Here is a 17,681-nt window from a genome sequence, read left to right on the forward strand (position 1 = left end):
ATCGAGGTTTTATTGACGTAACTTCTGCGAACACAAGAACGGCATCAAGTCACTCTTAGGCTCAATGCGACCTTTGCTGCCGAAAAGAGGTGTCACATAATTTAAAATCTCTACAGGATCCGTGCTGCTCACAGGATAAAGTTCTGCGCTTCGACGATAGGTCGGGTTGTAAGCGACACCAAAAATTTTAGCTTTCTTTGAACCTTCTTGCGAAAGTCCCAGGTACACGACAACGCCTGTTTTGCGTGGAATTCCCGCCTGGCCTGCTACAAAATTTCCTAATGAATAAGCGATCAAGGTCTCCCGTCCGTCTTTTGTGACATACTTTTGCCAAGGTTGCAGAACATGGGGATGAGATCCAATAACCGCCAGAGCGCCAGCCTCGAGATACTTCTGTGCAAAAACTCTTTGCTGCTCTTCCGGCACGGGAGCATATTCCACTCCCCAGTGTGGCATTACAATAAGCGCATCAACATCAGAACGCGAAGTGACTTCTCCGATGATTTTTAAAATCTGACCGCTGTAACAATAAAGAATTTGATCTTTAGTGTCCGTTTTTCCATTGGTCATTTCTGTACATCCCAAAAAAGCGACCTTGAGATTTTTTATATCGACTATTTTATAAAAGGCTCCATTTCGTTCCGATGAAGAACGTGTTCCCACAGTGATCAATCCGGCCTGTTTGGCAGCATCCAGTGTTTTATCAATACCGATGGAGCGGCGATCCAAAGCGTGATTGTTCGCCGTGGTCAGAAGGTCGTAGCCGGATTTCTTTAGATCCGACAAAATGCGTGGATGATAGTTGAAAGAAAAATCTGTTCCCGAATAAACGGTGCGATCGTACACAAAGCCGACATCACCATGATCTTTACCCTCACGGTCAATGCCCATTGCGGAAGGACCTTCCAGGTTCCCGACAGAGTAATCAGCCTTTTGAATCAAACTGTCCGTGCGCCGCCAGATCTGGGAAAAATGCTGGCTTTCGGCCAACACGGTTCGATAAAGCATGTCATGAACAAGAATATCACCAACAAATGAAATCGTGACCTGTTCATTATTGCTATCGCAGTTTACTGAGTAGACCAAATCACGAGACACGTTTTCAGCAAAGGCCTGTCCCGAGAACATCAAAAGAAGAGAGAGTAATTTTATTTTCATGAGGTTTATTTTTGAATGCTCTGAAAATCCGCTCAAGATACGAAATGGAAAGCTGCTAATGAACAGGAAAGTTGCTGACATTGCGGGCAGATTTATTTAAATTGCCGTCATGCTGATCGATATATCGCCTCTTAAAAAGTACCGTGACTTCCGCCTTCTTTACTTCGGACAATTGATTTCATTCTTAGGGAGCATGGTGAGCTATGTCGCCCTTCCTTATCAGGTCTATGAACTTACAAAAGACAATTGGCTTGTCGGTATGTTGGGAATTGTGCAACTTTTCCCCGTTTTAATTTTTGGAATCTTGGGTGGCACTTATGCGGATCGCTTGAACCGTCGCAAGCTGCTTTTGATTTCTGAATTCTTAATGAGCGTTTTGATTTTAGGACTTACACTCAACGCTTGGAGTGACAAACCCTCTGTTCCGTTGATTTTTATTTTGGTGGCTTTGTTTCAATCCGTTCTTGGCTTTCACCGTCCCGCTATGGATGCGTTGACGCAAAAACTTGTTGATAAAAAAGATTATGCTGCCATTGGAGCGCTCGGAAGTTTTCGCTATTCTGTCGGTGCGATCGTGGGTCCCGCATTGGGTGGTATTTTGATTGCGAGTTTTGGAATCAAAGGCGCTTACCTTTTTGATTTTATCAGTTTCGTCGCGGCCTTTATCGCCTTGTATTTGATGTCGAGAGTTCCGAATCCTGAAAAGAAAGAACACTCGCCGTGGCAAGATGCTAAGGACGGACTTCGTTATGCGATTTCAAAACCAGAACTGATTGGCACTTATTTGATTGATATCGTTGCAATGGCATTTGCTTTCCCCGTCGCTCTGTTTCCGTCCATGTCAGAGAAATGGGGTGGCGCTTCGGCAGCGGGAATTTTATTTTCCGCAATGGCAATTGGTTCTCTTGTTATGACTCTTTTTAGTGGATGGACTCAAAAAGTTTCTCGACACGGAAAAGCTGTTATTATTGCCGCCACTTTATGGGCGGTCTTTATTATTGGCGTTGGATATGCTCAACATCTTTGGGTGGCTGTCGCCTTTTTAGCTCTCGCCGGAGCCGCTGATATGATGAGCGGTCTTTTCCGTGGCATTATTTGGAATGAAACCGTTCCGAATGAATTGCGTGGACGTCTTTCTGGCATTGAGATGATCTCTTATATGTCAGGACCGCTTTTAGGCAACGCTCGTGCGGGCTGGATGGCTGCGAAAGTTTCCGTGCCTTTTAGCATCAGTGTTGGCGGAGCGATTTGTGCTGTTGCCGTTATTGTGACAGCGTTTTGTCTGCCAAAGTTTTGGCGTTATCACGGACACGCTTCGCATACTTCATAAAAGGATTTTCTTCACCTAATATCTTGATTAATTTCTCTTCGGCTTTGGTTGGATCTATTTCTTGAGATTTCAACCAAAGATCTTCAAAAAGATTTTGTGTCGCGGCCATATTTAGCGACGGAAAACTAGAATCATCCACTTCACCAAACCCTACGATATAAAGATAATTCCACAAAGGCTTCATCGCGCGGTTGTAATGGCTTTCCATCATCTTCCCCTGCCAGCCCAAATTTTCTTTGATGATCTTCGTCGACTGTGGAGAGTCCAATAAAAAACTATCCAACGCTTCCTGCGATGAACGGGGCAAGTGAATGCGATCTTGCGAAGACCCTAAATAAGACAATAAATAAATGAAAACTTCCTTAGAGAAAAAAGTCGCGCGATTGCGAAACCACTTTGCATAGACGACTTCTTTGCTGCGCGAAAGCTCTTCACGCATCACCCACATTTCGGCTACACGATTGTCACCCTCAGAATCCCACTCCCAGCGCATTTTTGTGCGAGGATAAAGCTCTGACCAAAGACTTGCCGGTTCTTTGCGATTCTCTAGAGGGTAAACCAAGAGACAACCTCGTTTATTGATCGCTTGAATCATCTTTTGCTTTTTTTGTTTTGAGCTCATGGTTGGATTCTAACTCTGTTTACATCAGAGCGCCAGTTTGGTCTGGACGAGGGACTATTCGTCGTCTTCAGAGTCAAATTTAAGATCTAAGAAATCTAAAAGAGAAGCATCTGCAGATTTAGGAATTTCCGGTGCCACACGATTGAGAATGCGACGCTGACGAGCCATCACATATATGGACGGCCGATCAATGCGAAACTTACGCGGATTTGGCAGAACCGCTGCCATTAAAGAAGCTTGATAAGGATTTAAACTTTTCGCGGTCTTTTTAAAATATTTTTGCGAAGCCGCTTCAACGCCGTAAACGCCAGGTCCCAGCTCGATAACATTGAGATAAACTTCCATGATGCGCTCTTTAGGCCAGACGAATTCTATCAAGACCGTGAAGTACGCTTCAAAACCTTTGCGAACCCAATCGCGATACGGCCATAAAAAAACATTCTTCGCCGTTTGCTGACTGATGGTGCTCGCGCCTTTTTTTCGCTTGTGAGTTTGATTGAATTTCATCGCCTTTTGAATGGCATCGTAATCAAAACCATTGTGATCAAAAAAACGATAGTCTTCAGCTTTAAGAACGGCTCTTTGTACAGAAGGAGAGATATCTTCGAGCGGCACCCAATCTTTGTCGATACCGACAAACTTCTCTGCTCCTAATGATTCCACTGAACGGATCACCATGAGTGGAGTCAACGGAACTGGGACAAAACGATAAAGCAAGACAAGGCCCAAGCTGCTCACAAAAAAGAACAGCACTGCTTGCAATATCCATTTTCTTAAACGCACCCAGTTTATTTTCATTGTTTTATTCCACAAGAGTCCTAGGAATACCATATTTTTGGCAGCACTTCCAGAAAGAAGCGGGGTCATCCTGCGCCCAAACCTCCTGGCCCACCCCTTGCTATAGGGGATACCAGGTGACGATTGTCACCAACTCTTCGGGGGAAGAGCGATTATAAGGGGGAATTATGTGGCGAGGCTTCGCACCATTGGTTGGTTTACTTTTATTTGTACTCTCTCAACATTCACAAGCACAGACACCTCCTGGTGTGAGAATTCAAAGCCTGCAGGCCGTCGGTAGCGGTTGTCCTGCTGGATCCTACAACGCGATGATTTCTCCGGATGGCCAGACCTTTTCTCTTCTTCTCGATAATTTTTCTGCAGCCTCAACAATGCAAAATCCGATTGTTCGTTTAAATTGTGAACTCAAAGTGAATTTCTTTGTTCCGCGCGGTTGGACTTTCGCCGTTTTATCTGCGGATTATCGTGGATACGCTTACTCTGAAGCCGGCACAACTGTGATGCACCAAGCTCTTTACTCTTTTGATGGCAGCAAGCCACGCAACGAAAGACCGGGTTACGAAAACGGTGGCACTTACAACTTCCGTTTGCAAGAGTTCCGCGGTCCTTACAATGACAACTACTACATCCATCACGACATTGATCCGCGTGTGGCACCTTGGGCTCCTTGCAGCAACCAAGAAAATCAATCGCTCTTTATCACGACTTACTTGATGGCGAGAAATCTTAATTTGTCGTCACTCGTTCAAGCGCAAATCACTTTGGACAGTATCGATGGCCAAGTGCAATCGCAAAAATACAAACTCGCGTGGAGACAGTGTGCTCCTTCAGGTGGCGGCTCACGTCCGCCGGTGCAAGAGCCTGGTAATCCGCGCCCAGGTCCGAATCCAAATCCAGGAAGACCGCCGCGTTTTCCAGGTGGCCGATAAAAACTAAAATTCAAATTTAAAAAAATAATTTAAGGGAAAAAACAAAAACCAAAAGGGGGAACCATGAAATCGAAACTATTACTAATGCTCGTTGGTGTGATGTCGGCTTTAAGCCTTGAAGCGCAAGCTCAAGTGAGCTTAGGCGATCCAGCTTACGGTGGTACAGGCTGTCCAGCGGGATCTGCGAGTGTCACTTTGAGTCCGGATCAAACGGCACTCAGCATCCTTTTTGATAACTATGTTGCGGAAGCCGGCGGCGGACGTCGTGTGGATCGCAAGTCTTGCAACATCTCTATTCCAGTGAGAGTGCCACAAGGTTACAGCGTGTCTGTTTTCCAAGTGGACTACCGCGGATTCAACTCAGTTCCTCGTGGGGGACAAGCGCGTTTTGACGCTGAATATTTCTGGGCTGGCGCTCGTGGTCCTCGCGTTTCAAGAACTTTCGTTGGACCTTACAACGATGTTTACACTTTGACTGACAATCTTATCGCAAGTGCCGTTGTTTGGACTCCTTGCGGAGAGAGCGTGAACCTTCGCGTAAACACTTCGATGATGGCGCAAACAAATCCACGCGGCGAGCAAACTTTGGCGACAGTGGATAGCGCGGATATTACTTCCGGCGTGATCTACCATCTTCAATGGAGACGTTGCAGATAGTTTGACTTAAAGCACCGGGCTTCTCAGGCAAAAGTAGATGTTTTCCATTCAAAAATGCGTTAACATCTACTTTTGCATATTAACAGGAGCCGCTGATGTCCCAACAATCCGCCCACCACTCTAAAGCCTTTCAAGTTCGTCAAGCCCTTTGGGCCCTGCAAAAAGAAGTTCTTAATTCTCTTAAAGAAGAATTCGACCGCGAAGTCGGTTACCAAGCGGCTCCCACAGAGTGGTTTCAAGTTTTGATGACGGCTGAAAGATACATCTGGCTTCGTGAATTGACTTCGTTGATGGCTGACATTGATATCATGACAGAGCTGGAATTTATTACGGACCAACATGCGAGCACGGCTCGTTCTGAAATCGAAAGACTTTTGTTTGATCAAAATGCCACTGATGCCGACAGTTTTGCAAAACAATATAACGGTCTTTTGATGTCAGGTGCTTCTTTGCTGCCTTTGCATTCACAATTGCGCGCGACTTTGCAACATCTGCCTCAAGCCGAAATTAGCAAAGACCAAGCGGCTGCCGAAAGAAAAAGCTGGCAAGAAGAACATCGCCATCAAGCGCGTAAGAAACGAAACTAAAGTTTTATTCTAAAAAACAGCTCCCTGGTGACTCCTTCAAGGATTATGATTGAATTGAAACGAAGGCTTGGAGGATCACTATGTTCAGAAATCAATTCCTGACTTCCCTCTTTGTCGGCGGAAGCCTTATTGTTCTTGTGGTTCTTGGAAATGTCGCTGGACTTTGAACAGAGGTCTTTGCGCAAACACAAAAACAAAATCTGAGTTGCCGTTGCATTCGGCAAAGCTGTCTTTGTCGTAACATTTCAACTTCATTCTTTATGTTAAGATGAGACCATGGCCAGAGTTCTGTTAATTGTCTTTCTTATGCTCCTCTCTCAGATTTCTTCGGCGCAAAATTCCCGGTTAAGAATTTTGACGGAGAACTGGCCTCCTGTGACCTACGAAAAATCCGGAGCGCCCCAGGGAATGGCTGTCGAGCTGACTCAGCTTTTACAAAAACGCATGAACTCCAATGATCTTATCGAAGTCGTTCCTTGGCCACGCGGCTATGAGCTGGTCAAAACCAAACCCAACGTTCTTCTTTTCACGATGACTCGCACTCCAGAAAGAGAAAAATTATTCACTCTTTTAGGCCCGATCGCCAATGGAGAGATTGCGCTTTACACGCGCCGCTCTTTCCCTACAGAATTTCATACCCTGGATGAGATCCGCGAAAAGTTCACGATTGGCGTTCATCGCGGCACCGTCTTTCAAAAAACTTTGGAAGAGTACGATTTTAAAAATATAGTTCCGGTGAATTCTCCTATCAGTAATTTAAAAATGCTGATGGCCGGACGTGTGGATTTTATTTGTGAAGATGCTCTCGTGATTAAAGAGCTTTTGAAAGAAGCCGGGTATCCTGCGGATGCTTCGCAAAAAGCCTTTTCCTTGCTTAAGAAAAGTTCACTTTATTTTGCTTTTTCACGAGGCACGCCAAAAGAGACTGTCGAAAAATGGCAAAGGGCTTTTACCGATGTTAAAAAAAATGGAGAGTTTAAAACTCTCCATCAAAAATGGTTCGGAAATCATCCCGCGCCCATGGATGTCGTGGTGATCAATCCTCCTGATGAGTTTGTGTTTCCTGAAACGCCTGTAAGAAAATCTCTTTCGGCTGGGCTCCTGAAATTCCTATTTCCCGATTCAGAATAAAGAATGGAACGCCACTGACTCCGATATTATAAGCTTCTTCAATAAGGTTTTTAACTTCCTGACTGCCTTGCGAGCTTTTTAAAAATTCTTCGACTTTTTGAGGTTCGTATCCTACCCGGCTCATCACGATTTGAAGGTTTTCCATTTTGGAAAGATCCTCGCCCTTGACATAATAAGCGTCGTAAATCGCATTAGCGACTTCAAGTTGCTTTCCGTCCTGAGTCGCCCACCAAATAAGACGATGGCAATCAAACGTGTTGATGTGCACGTGCATTTTTTCAAAATGGATTTCTGTGCCGGCGGCTTTCGCGGCTTTTTGCACCATCGCTTCTGCTGCTTGAAAGCGGCTGTCACTGCCAAATTTCTTTTTTAAATATTCAGAACGTGAAACGCCCTCTCGTGGAGTAGAAGCATCCAATTGAAACGGCAGAAAGCGCACATCAATGTCAAATTCATCGCGACTTTGAGCAACGGCATCTAAGAGGCTTTTTTTCCCGACAAAACACCATGGGCACACAATGTCGACAACGGCTTCTACAATGATTTTCTTTTTCATATTCCACCTCTCGCATATTATACTCAAACATATGGGTTTACGCCATCATCTCCAAGAGGCTCTTAAAATTAATCCTGTTCCTTCTCCGTGGCCTCGCATGGTGGTGTGCGCTTTCGCGACGGCGTTCCCGTTGGTGATTGGCGTATTATTGGGACAATTGCCTCTGTCTATTTTCGGAGCTTTAGTCGGATTTTTGCTGGTACTCAACGATCATTTGGGGACCTTGGGACACCGTCTTTGGGTGATCACGCTGACATTTTTATTTTTGTTAGGCGGACTTCTTATCGGAGTTCTTACTGGCGATCAGAGGTCACTTATGATTCCGATTTTGCTAGCCATCACCTTTTGGATGGGGCTTATGGGAGGAGAAGGTGCTGAGCTTGAGCGAGCCGTTCTTTTTGGCACCTTTCAAATTTTAGCGGGAGCTTATTCCATCGCTATCAAAAAATATTTCGCAGCCGCTTTAGCTTATGCGTTCTTGGGATATCTCTGTGTCATTTTATTTCTGTCCCTCTTAGTTTTTCTTCGTCGTCACAATCCGAATCCTTTTGCACGCCTTCGCACAAAATTTAAAGAATCTTTTAAGCAGGGAAAAAGTCGATACCTGTACGCCTTTAGCTACAGCGTGAGTGTTTTAATTACGTTGATCATTGTCGATTACTTTAAAATCGATCACGGTTATTGGGCCGTGGGGACTGTGCTCATCATCATGAGACCGGACGCGAAACAAAGTATTTACAGGAACTTGCAAAGATTTTTTGGAACCTTGATCGGCGTTTTGGTTGCGGAAGGACTTATTCTGACAATCCATTCTCCATGGCTTGCGATTCTTGTTTTAACGTTGATCAGTTTTTGGGGGCCTTGGGCTTTAAGTCGCAGTTACTGGTTGGGATCTGCCGTTGTCGTGGTGATGCTTCTTTTGATTTTGGATATTCCCAGCATTGAGCACGGCGACACTCACACGCCGCTTTTACGTTTGCAGGCCACGGGACTTGGCTGTCTCTTAAGTCTTTTGGGAGTCGTCTTTGCGAATCCTCAATTTCTCTGGAGAGACAGCCCGCCTCCCCGCGAATAAATTTATTTATTTAATTTGCCCATGTATTTTGGATTGAGCAGATTGTCGATGGAGAAAATTTCGCTCAACTGCTCTTGCGTGACGACACCTCTTTCAAGAGCCACTTCGGCAACACTTTTTCCCGTCTCTGCACAAATTTTTCCGATCTTATCACCTTCATCGTGACCAATCAGAGGATCGAGAAACGTAACGATACCAATGCTGTTCATCACATAATCACGGCAGCGATCTACATTGGCCGTAATGCCTTTAACACATTTGTTTTGCAAAGTTGTGCAGGCATGAGTCAGAAGATCCAACGACTCAAACATGCTGGATGCGATCACAGGCTCCATCACGTTCAGTTGCAGTTGTCCTGCTTCTGCCGCGAGGGTGATCGCCAAATCATTTCCGATAATTTTAAAAGACACTTGGTTGACGACTTCAGGAATCACTGGATTTACTTTCGCCGGCATAATGGAAGAGCCTGCTTGCATCTCTGGCAGATTGATTTCTTTAAGACCTGCACGAGGCCCCGAGCTTAGCAGACGCAAATCATTGCAGATCTTCGAAAGCTTCACGGCCGTGCGCTTCAACGCTCCTGAAATGATGATGTAAGCGCCGCAATCACTTGTGGCTTCAATCAAATCTTCGGATTGTTCAAACGGATAACCTGTAACTTCAGCTAACTTTTGCACGGCTAAAGGAGCGTAGCCTGGAGGCGCATTGATCCCCGTACCAATCGCCGTTGCACCTAAGTTTACTTCCAAGATTAATTTTTGAACGTTTTTAATCAAACGACTGTCTTCTTTAAGAAGTGTCGCAAAGGCATTGAACTCTTGTCCCAAGGACATCGGAACGGCATCCTGCAATTGCGTGCGCCCCATCTTAAGAACATTTTTAAACTCTTGCCCCTTGGCTTCAAAGGTCGCCGCCAAATCATCAATGGCTTTCACAGCGACATTGATGTGCTCATAAAGGCTCACGCGGAAGGCTGTTGGATACGCGTCGTTGGTTGATTGACATTTGTTCACGTGATCGTTGGGATTGATCACGGAGTAACTTCCTTTAGGAACTCCGCGCTTTTCTAAAGCGATATTTGCAATGACCTCATTGGCATTCATATTGACGGACGTGCCGGCTCCTCCTTGATAAACATCAGAAGGAAATTGTGAGGCCCATTTTTTTGGATCTTGCAAAATCACGTCACACGCTTCGACGATAGACTTTGCAATATCTGGTGGAATTGTACCAAGTTCTCCGTTGGCAAGAGCCGTGGCTTTTTTAGCCAAGGCCAAACCTCGCACGAAGAAAGCACTGTCTCCGATGGTCTTTCCGGAAATTTGAAAATTTTCAATCGCGCGCACAGTGTGAATGCCATAGTAGGCATCCGCAGGAACATTTTTTTCACCTAAAAGATCTTTTTCAACGCGGAATTTTTGCATAAGTCCTCTTTAATTTTTTAACTTCAAAATTTCACCGTGCTTCAAAACACGGAAGGCATCAGCACTGAGATTTTCTTTCTCTAAAGCTTTTTTCAAATCTTCTTGAGGTGCCGCCATCGCTTCATCAGACAACCGAAATGTGCCCCAGTGAACGCCGATGGAAAGTTTGGATTCTAAATCTTTATGAATTTTCACGGCCTCTTCGGGATCGACGTGTTGCTTTTTCATAAACCAACGGGGCTCGTAAGCTCCAATCGGAATGAGCGCAACATCCACCGCTCCTAATTTTTTGCGAATATCAGCAAAGTCTTGAGAGTATCCCGTATCACCCGTGTAAAGAGCTTTGAGATTTTTCCCTTGAATGTGCCAGCCACCCCAAAGAGTTTTGTTCGTGTCAAAAAGGCTGCGTTGGCTCCAGTGTTGAGCAGGCGTGAATGTGAGCGTCAGATTTTTGAACGCGACCTGATTCCACCAATCCACTTCTTTGACGTTTTTAATTCCTTCGGAATTCAAAAGCGCTTCATCACCTAAAGGCACAAGAAATAAAGTGTTGGAATCGCGCTTCGCAAGTTCACGCAATGTCGGAAGATCTAAGTGATCGTAGTGCGCGTGAGAAATCACGACGACATCAATCGCCGGAAGATCGGAAATTTCAAAAGGCAATGACGTGAGACGTTTGGGCCCCAGAAAACTCACCGGAGACACACGCTCAGAGAACACCGGGTCCATCAAAATATTGACGCCTTCAATTTGCAAAAGCGACGTCGCATGTCCCACCCATGTTAAAGTGTTTTCGCTGCGATTGTTGCGAAGATAATTTGTATCCGTTTTTACAACGACGGGCTGAAATGGCGGCTCTGGAGGCTTTGAATCTGTCAGGCGCGCCCATTGCCATTTCCAAAAGTTCGCTTTGGGAGAATTATCGTAGTTATTATAAAAACGATTTTCTCCACGATGAGGCTTTTTCGGGTCGTAATAACGATAGCTTTGACAGCCCGAAAAAAGGAGTACTCCTGTGGTCGCAATAAGGGTCCATTTCATCTGAGCAGATTCGCATTGAGCCTCTGCTCTAGGCAAGAAAGATGTTGCCTTGCGCGCCATGAAATAATAGGACTGATCTCTGACATCTCTCACAAGGAAAACACCCGTGATTCGTGAATTTTGGAAGCAGCAAAGTACAGCGCAGAAAGTCACAATTCTCTTTATTCTTACACTGCTATTTCGAGCTTTTTTCTCGTTAAACATTGGTTTGATCGACGATGAAGCGTATCACTGGTCTTGGTCAAAATGGTTGCAGCTTTCTTACTTCGATCATCCGGGCATGATTGCATGGCTTGAAGCCATCACGACGAGCCTTTTTGGTGACACATATCTGGGAGTTCGCCTTCCTGGTTTTCTGTGTTTTGTCGGAACAGTTGTTTTACTTTATAAGCTCACCAAAGATTTGTTCGACGAATGGGCCGCGATTTTTGTCGGCGTGATTTTGTTGTGGTCTCCGTTTTGGGGCTTCGGCGGTTATGTCGCTTCACCAGAACCGCCGTTTATGTTCTGTTGGGTGGCGGCTTCGTGGGTCTTCTGGCAAGGCGTGCGTGAAGATGACAAACGTTGGAGCGTAAAAAAAACGTGGTTGTGGCTGGGCGTTTTGATGGGCTTGGGACTTAATTCCAAATTCATCATCGCTTTGTTAGCACCAGGATTTGGACTTTATCTTCTGGCGACTCCGAATCGCCGCAAAGATTTGTTAACGCCATGGCCGTGGGTGGGATTTTTAATCGCAACCGCATTGTGCACACCGATTTTCTGGTGGAATCACATTCACGAATGGCCAGGATTTAAATATCAATTCCATGATCGTCACACCGGCGAGCATTTCAACTTGTCACGCTGGTTTGTATTCTTCGGCGCGCAGCTGCTCTTCACAACACCGTTCTTGTACGTAATGATTGTGTTGGCTTTTATTACTTCGTTCGTAAAAATCAAAGAGGCCCGCTGGAGATTTTTATTCTGCCTGACGGTGCCCTCTATCGCGGTCTTTTATCCGCAACCTTTGTTTGCCGATTACAAACCTCACTGGAGTGGGGCTGCTTACACATTGCTGCTGATCGGTGCCGGAGCTATCTGGTCCCAAGGTCTTTACTGGGGCCGCCGCAAAATCGTAAAACCAAGAAACAAAATCTACACATGGGGTATCGCCGGATTCTTCATCGTGTTGGGACTCGTCAGCTACACTCCGTTCGTGTATCCGTGGATTCCAAAAGCCTACAAACTTTTTAATCCCAACGGAGAATGGAAAACCACTTACGATTTCAGCAACGAATTCACAGGCTGGGAAGATTTAGGTCGATACGTCAATCGTCGCCAAAGAGAAATTCACGCCGAAAGTGGCAGAAAGCCTTTCATTGCGGCTCATCGTTATGAAAACACAGCGCAAACCACGTGGGGCACAAAACAAAAAGTGTACATGCTGAGTTCCACCGTTAGTCACTACACGGTGATGCAATCTCCTGAAGAGATGAACAATCTTAAAGGACAGGATGCGATCTTTGTGAGCACTGAGAAGTATCCAGCAGACCCTATCGAATGGGCGAAGTGGGATTCTTGCCAAAAAGAAGAAATGAAAACATTCCGTCATGGAATTCATGCTCGGACTTTTTACGTCTATTACTGCACAAATTTTCAAGGAATTACAAAATAGACAAGAGCTGGGAAAACACCCAGCTCTAAAGTCATTACTTGGAATTCAAGCGCTGTTCAATTTTATCCAGACGTGCTTTCAGTTCAGCGTTTTCTTTTTCAGTTTTTTCCACCTGAGATTTTAAACGCACACTTTCTGCCTCAAGAGTCTGCACGCGTGCATCGGTTTTTAACAACCACTCACGAAGTTCATGAATAGCATTGATCACAGGCGCCACCAGAACCTGATAAGCTACAGACTTAATTCCCTGTTTGTCTGTCTTCACAGCCTGCGGGAAAACTTTTTCAACATTTTGAGCGATAAGACCGATTTGCTCAGATGGATCACGGTTCTGATCAATCCAATGATAGGTGACCCCTTCTAACTGAGACACGGAATCCAAGGCGCCAGCGATAGATCGGATATCTTTTTTTAAGCGAATGTCTGAGTTCTGCGTGAGGGTTCCACCGATGTTCATGTTGCCCGATGACGTCAGACTCATTCTGCAAATGCCTCCGGCCTCAAAGCACATCGAGTTTGCTCCCAATGAAGCTGCCGTTGAAGATGAAAGCCAATTCCACGCAAGTCCGCCCGCGCCGGTGTTTTCGTTAGAAATTACGGTGTAGCCTCCGGGAGCATTTGCAGATACCTGCAACAAATGGGCAGGATTTATCGTCCCAATACCAACTTTGCCATTTTGATCAATACGCATTCTTTCTACACCATTTGTTGCGCCATTGGGAGTTGTTGCAAACTTCAGGTTGGCACCATGTGCAGACGTGGACCAGTTTTCAGTAGCATTGGATAACATCCCGTTGGGGGTACTTTGCATCGGCACAGTTGAACCATCATATCCGGTGAGTGTATAAAATCCCAAAGACGCCCCAGACGTCAGTGCTAACGGAGCTGATGGAGTTCCAAGGCCGCCAGCCACCTCGATCACGCCCCCGGTGTTCGCATTATTGAATGTGCGCACTGAGAGGCCGCGACCGCCGCCGCCAGTGCTTTCAACTATAACTGTATTTCTATCCTGAGTTGTCGTACCAATACCCACGTTGCCGCTGGCATTGACATTGAGTCTATTCGTCCCATTGGTTCGCAGTGAAACTGAATTGACAACTCCCGTTGTGGGATCTGCATTTATTCCAAAACCAATTCTGTTCGCTTCTGCAGAGGAACCTTTCGCCAACCAAAAAGCATTATTGGCACCGTCCACCGAAGAGGTTAGACGTGTGCCCATATTTATATTTCCGTTAACATCTAAGAGCGCTTGTGGATTCGAAGTACCAATACCGACATTTCCATTTGAACTGATGCGCATTTTTTCTAAATTGCTAGTATCAAAAATAATCGCCGCGGCCACACCATTAGAAATATACAAATCGTCTGAAGATCCATCGGTCAGACCTATCGAAGACTTCCAAGTTCCATCTTTTGAAATATCGATACTAGGGATTCCTCCCGCTGGAGAATCCAGTCCCAGAGGAATCGTTGAAGTCGTAAAGGATTTCAGCATGAGCGTTGCGCCCGCATCAAGGGCCGTGCCCATGGCGACATTTCCCGCGCTACCTACCGTAATTCGAGTTGCATTGTTAGTTTTAATGTTTAAATCGAAAGCATCATTCGTTCCAAGATTCGCCGTTGCTGAAAATGAATTTCCACCATTTAAAAACACGGAGCCCGTCGTGAAAGTTGAACAGATCATTAAGCCTGTGGCGTCGAAAGAAACCATCTGTCCAACCGCGCAGTTAAATGTTGTTACAGCGGAACCCGTTCCGTTAGAGGCAAGAAGTCTGTTTGCAGTAAGAGACGTCGCTCCCGTACCACCTTTATTTACTGGCACTGTAGAAGGAAAATTTGCCGGATCAGCACTGATAGTTCCTGATGTCACAGCAATACCTGCACCAACTTGCACGGCACCTTTAGTCGATGTTGTTGCATCGTTAATTGAGATCGCCGGAGTTGTTGAACCTGTTGCGACAACAATGGGAGCAGTGCCTGTGACATTTGTCACAGTTCCATTTGTCGGAGTGATCCACTGAAGACCCGAAGCTTGGGCAGAGTTTGCCGAAAGAACTTGTCCGTTTGTTCCGACTGGTAAACGAATATCATTTGTTCCGTCGTGAACAATCAAATCACCTTTAGTTGTGCTTGGAGAAAGACCATTGAAAGCCGCAATTGCAGTGGTTTGTCCCGTACCGCCATTTGCAATGGGTAAAGTACCAGTGATCTCGGTTGCAAGATTAACAGCAGCCCCATTGCTCGCAGCCGTTAAACGACCTTGAGCATCGACGGTGATATTTGCGCGAGTATAAGACCCTGCCGTCACAGCCGTGTTTGCTAACGAAATTGTTCCAGTAGAAGTGATCGGACCGCCACTTAAACCAGTACCAGTTGCGATATTCGTAATAGTACCACCAGCATTCGTGTCAGTATCATTCGCACACTCCCAACGAGAGTTGGCAGCGATCCATTTGATTACCTGGCCATCGGCACAAGCAACGTTATTCGGTTTATAAGTAAGATATTTTGAAGCAGCACTGTTAATATCTCCATAATCCAAAGTGACTGAGCCGGTTTTTGTGGCAACAGAAGTCACAGGAAAAGCGATCGCCGCATTCGATGCCGCAGTTAAGCGTCCCTGAGCATCAACAGTGAAAGTTCCAACTTGCGTTGTCGAACCATAAGAGCCCGCAGTCACCGCAGTATTAGCTAAAGAAATAGTTCCCATCGTAGTAATAGGACCACCGCTTAAACCAGTACCAGTCGTAATATTAGTCACAGTCCCACCAGCATTTGAATCCGCCGCAGGAGCCCACTTCGTTCCGTCATATTTCAAAACTTGGCCGGAAGTTAATCCAGTCGTATCAACATCAACGCCCTTGATTTTGTTTACAGAAACCGCACCAATAGTTCCACTCACGTCTCCCGCTACAGAAACATTGATAGACTGACATTGAAAGGAACTAGAAACCGAATTCCAATAAGGAGTTTGATGAGCAGCACAGTTCGCACTTCCCACAGCAGCATTAAATGCCGCTGTCGTGTGGTAAGTTGCAAGTGTCGAAGACAAGTTTGTTACGTCGCTAATTGCAATCGCAAAACTTCCCCACTGCGAGCCATCGTATTTCAAAAAATTTCCTGCGCCAGGAGCCGCATTTGAAACCGCAACTCCTTGAATCTTAGCCACAGAAGGATTCGGATAAGTCCCAAACAAATCTCCACCAGCAGATCCCGTTGGAATGCGCGCATCCGTGAAGCGAGTATCATTACCCGCCGCCACGGTCCCTGCAGTTGTACCGACGTTCACACTAATATTCGGGATTGAGGCTGTACCGGATTTTGCCAGATAGGGACCGGTCACATTAATGTCACTCACCATTCCCGCGCCACCGGCATCATTCTGACAAGTGAAGTTGACGCCATCAAAAGTGAGATACTGGCCCGGAGAACAAGTTTGCAAAGTATTTTTTAAAACGAAATCACTCGGTAACTTATCGCCCAACTTTGCCGCCGAATAGGAAAAGGAAGCAAAAGGGACCGAACGAATCTCGTTGTTCGGAGTGATCACCTTCCATCCAGTCCCATCGTGAAATTGAACTTTCAAAATACGAATGTCATCGGCATTCGCTACATAGGTGGCTCCGCCTTCACAGGTATGCGTGACTGCATTATTAAAGGCATCACGAAGTGTGTAAGAAGGACCGGTCGGATACAGGCGATTTCCAGAACCGATTGGAACATCAAAGATTCCTTTAGATCCTTGCATATTGATGTTGTCACGTTGTTCGCGATAAAGAACACAACTGCCGGAAGCATTCGTGATTTCAAAAGCAAAGCTGACATTATTGTATTCAAGAGGAGTCCCATCCGTTTTTAGAATACGACCTTGATAGGTAAAGGAACTCGGCGAAGCAAAAAGCTCCAGCGGTGCAAAGACAAGTAAACCAACAAGAAGGCACAGATACGTTCGGGATGCCATGCCCTCTTATCGGATTTTTAACAGAAACACTAAACTCGACTCTCTATAGAATGAATTTCGTAGCCAAATTCGAATTATGACTCACAAATGAATTCTCAAAATGAGACCTAGTGACGACGCAGGCCCGTTTTGATTTGGTTTAAACCCAATGCACCGATGCTCACAGTAGCCTTGATATCAGAAAATTGACTGCCATCCGTAGATGTCTGTGTAACCAAAGTTGTTTGGACCAGAACATCGTTAGAGGCGATTGTTTTACCAAGAGCGACGATCTTACCATCAAAATCGACTCGCGCTCCTTGAACTGCGACTTTCGATTGTTGTACCTGGCACTGAAAAATATCTGCTGCATTTACATTTTGCGAGCAAGAGTTTGAATCAAAAGTAATAATGAGAGCATTAAGTCCCGTCATTTGGAAAACATCCTTCAAATGACCTTCCGTCTCGGAATCCACCAGAGGACGATTGTCGGCATATGCCAGAATAGCTCCTTGAACGATGACCTGAACTTTTCCATCTTCCAAGGTGTTTGCAGACAAGGCACCTAAACCGTAGTTAAGCCAGCTCACCAAGTTTTTCTCGTCGATGTGACCCGCATGAGCTGTCGCCGTCAAAACCAAAACACTTAATAAAGCGATCAAATTTTTCATATTCAAGACCTCCGTTTTGAGATTCGCATGATTGCTCACGTGCAGCTCTTATATGGCGTGTTGATTCATTATGAAAATATATAGTGCCTATACTTATAATTAAGAATT

At 45.5% G+C, this 17,681-nt stretch carries 16 protein-coding genes; 7 read left to right on the forward strand and 9 right to left on the reverse strand.

Translation table 11 applies throughout. From position 1 onward, the window contains the following. Positions 1 to 9 precede the first annotated feature (9 nt). Positions 10 to 1,158, reverse strand: coding sequence for a CapA family protein (locus AAAA78_RS13165; protein WP_340592518.1), 1,149 nt, complete (start codon positions 1,156 to 1,158; stop codon positions 10 to 12). Between the two features lie 109 nt (positions 1,159 to 1,267). Between AAAA78_RS13165 and AAAA78_RS13170 the strand changes: the two genes are divergently transcribed. After that, positions 1,268 to 2,488 (forward strand): MFS transporter, encoded by a 1,221-nt coding sequence (locus AAAA78_RS13170; RefSeq protein WP_340592519.1) that lies wholly within the window; start codon positions 1,268 to 1,270, stop codon positions 2,486 to 2,488. Here AAAA78_RS13170 and AAAA78_RS13175 read toward each other — a convergent pair. Together AAAA78_RS13175 and mtgA are read right to left on the reverse strand one after the other, a co-directional pair. Beyond that, complete coding sequence (locus AAAA78_RS13175) at positions 2,421 to 3,110, reverse strand: AlkZ-related protein (protein WP_340592520.1); 690 nt, start codon at positions 3,108 to 3,110, stop codon at positions 2,421 to 2,423. The two genes, AAAA78_RS13170 and AAAA78_RS13175, sit on opposite strands and share 68 nt — an antisense overlap. Before the next feature lie 54 nt (positions 3,111 to 3,164). Next, on the reverse strand, positions 3,165 to 3,908 hold the full coding sequence (gene mtgA, locus AAAA78_RS13180; RefSeq protein WP_445292006.1) for a monofunctional biosynthetic peptidoglycan transglycosylase: 744 nt from the start codon (positions 3,906 to 3,908) through the stop codon (positions 3,165 to 3,167). Between the two features lie 167 nt (positions 3,909 to 4,075). On the opposite strand from mtgA, the gene AAAA78_RS13185 reads away from it, so the two are divergent. The 3 genes from AAAA78_RS13185 to AAAA78_RS13195 all read left to right on the forward strand — a co-directional run bounded on the left by AAAA78_RS13185 (position 4,076) and on the right by AAAA78_RS13195 (position 6,081). Beyond that, positions 4,076 to 4,837 carry a DUF4360 domain-containing protein gene (locus AAAA78_RS13185; RefSeq protein WP_340592522.1) on the forward strand — a complete coding sequence of 254 codons (762 nt, stop codon included), beginning with the start codon at positions 4,076 to 4,078 and terminating at the stop codon, positions 4,835 to 4,837. Positions 4,838 to 4,900: 63 nt separating this feature from the next. After that, on the forward strand, positions 4,901 to 5,494 hold the full coding sequence (locus AAAA78_RS13190; protein ID WP_340592523.1) for a DUF4360 domain-containing protein: 594 nt from the start codon (positions 4,901 to 4,903) through the stop codon (positions 5,492 to 5,494). 95 nt (positions 5,495 to 5,589) lie between these two features. After that, positions 5,590 to 6,081, forward strand: coding sequence for a hypothetical protein (locus AAAA78_RS13195; RefSeq protein ID WP_340592524.1), 492 nt, complete (start codon positions 5,590 to 5,592; stop codon positions 6,079 to 6,081). A gap of 126 nt (positions 6,082 to 6,207) precedes the next feature. On the opposite strand, the gene AAAA78_RS13200 is transcribed toward AAAA78_RS13195, so the two are convergent. After that, positions 6,208 to 6,336, reverse strand: coding sequence for a hypothetical protein (locus tag AAAA78_RS13200; RefSeq protein ID WP_340592525.1), 129 nt, complete (start codon positions 6,334 to 6,336; stop codon positions 6,208 to 6,210). Positions 6,337 to 6,357: 21 nt separating this feature from the next. Here AAAA78_RS13200 and AAAA78_RS13205 point away from each other — a divergent pair, with 21 nt between their 5' ends. Further along, entirely contained in the window at positions 6,358 to 7,212 is an 855-nt protein-coding gene (locus tag AAAA78_RS13205) for a substrate-binding periplasmic protein (protein ID WP_340592526.1), read from the forward strand. On the opposite strand, the gene AAAA78_RS13210 is transcribed toward AAAA78_RS13205, so the two are convergent. Further along, positions 7,118 to 7,768, reverse strand: a complete 651-nt coding sequence (locus AAAA78_RS13210; RefSeq protein ID WP_340592527.1) for a DsbA family oxidoreductase — start codon at positions 7,766 to 7,768, stop codon at positions 7,118 to 7,120. The two genes, AAAA78_RS13205 and AAAA78_RS13210, sit on opposite strands and share 95 nt — an antisense overlap. 31 nt (positions 7,769 to 7,799) lie before the next feature. On the opposite strand from AAAA78_RS13210, the gene AAAA78_RS13215 reads away from it, so the two are divergent. Next, positions 7,800 to 8,843 carry an FUSC family protein gene (locus AAAA78_RS13215; RefSeq protein WP_340592528.1) on the forward strand — a complete coding sequence of 348 codons (1,044 nt, stop codon included), beginning with the start codon at positions 7,800 to 7,802 and terminating at the stop codon, positions 8,841 to 8,843. Between the two features lie 2 nt (positions 8,844 to 8,845). Here AAAA78_RS13215 and aspA read toward each other — a convergent pair whose 3' ends face one another. Together aspA and AAAA78_RS13225 are read right to left on the reverse strand one after the other, a co-directional pair. Beyond that, positions 8,846 to 10,267, reverse strand: a complete 1,422-nt coding sequence (gene aspA / locus AAAA78_RS13220; RefSeq protein WP_340592529.1) for an aspartate ammonia-lyase — start codon at positions 10,265 to 10,267, stop codon at positions 8,846 to 8,848. 9 nt (positions 10,268 to 10,276) lie between these two features. Next, entirely contained in the window at positions 10,277 to 11,308 is a 1,032-nt protein-coding gene (locus tag AAAA78_RS13225; protein WP_340592530.1) for an MBL fold metallo-hydrolase, read from the reverse strand. Positions 11,309 to 11,414: 106 nt separating this feature from the next. Here AAAA78_RS13225 and AAAA78_RS13230 point away from each other — a divergent pair, with 106 nt between their 5' ends. Further along, the gene (locus tag AAAA78_RS13230; protein ID WP_340592531.1) at positions 11,415 to 12,962 is read left to right on the forward strand and encodes an ArnT family glycosyltransferase; all 1,548 of its coding nucleotides are present in this window, start codon (positions 11,415 to 11,417) and stop codon (positions 12,960 to 12,962) included. A gap of 34 nt (positions 12,963 to 12,996) precedes the next feature. Here the strand turns inward: AAAA78_RS13230 and AAAA78_RS13235 are convergent, their stop codons facing one another. Beyond that, positions 12,997 to 16,923: a tail fiber domain-containing protein gene (locus AAAA78_RS13235; RefSeq protein WP_340592532.1), complete on the reverse strand. Its 3,927-nt coding sequence runs from the start codon at positions 16,921 to 16,923 to the stop codon at positions 12,997 to 12,999. 107 nt (positions 16,924 to 17,030) lie between these two features. Continuing rightward, positions 17,031 to 17,573: a hypothetical protein gene (locus AAAA78_RS13240; protein WP_340592533.1), complete on the reverse strand. Its 543-nt coding sequence runs from the start codon at positions 17,571 to 17,573 to the stop codon at positions 17,031 to 17,033. Positions 17,574 to 17,681 lie beyond the last annotated feature (108 nt).

This window comes from Bdellovibrio sp. BCCA, from assembly GCF_037996825.1.
Classification (GTDB): domain Bacteria; phylum Bdellovibrionota; class Bdellovibrionia; order Bdellovibrionales; family Bdellovibrionaceae; genus Bdellovibrio.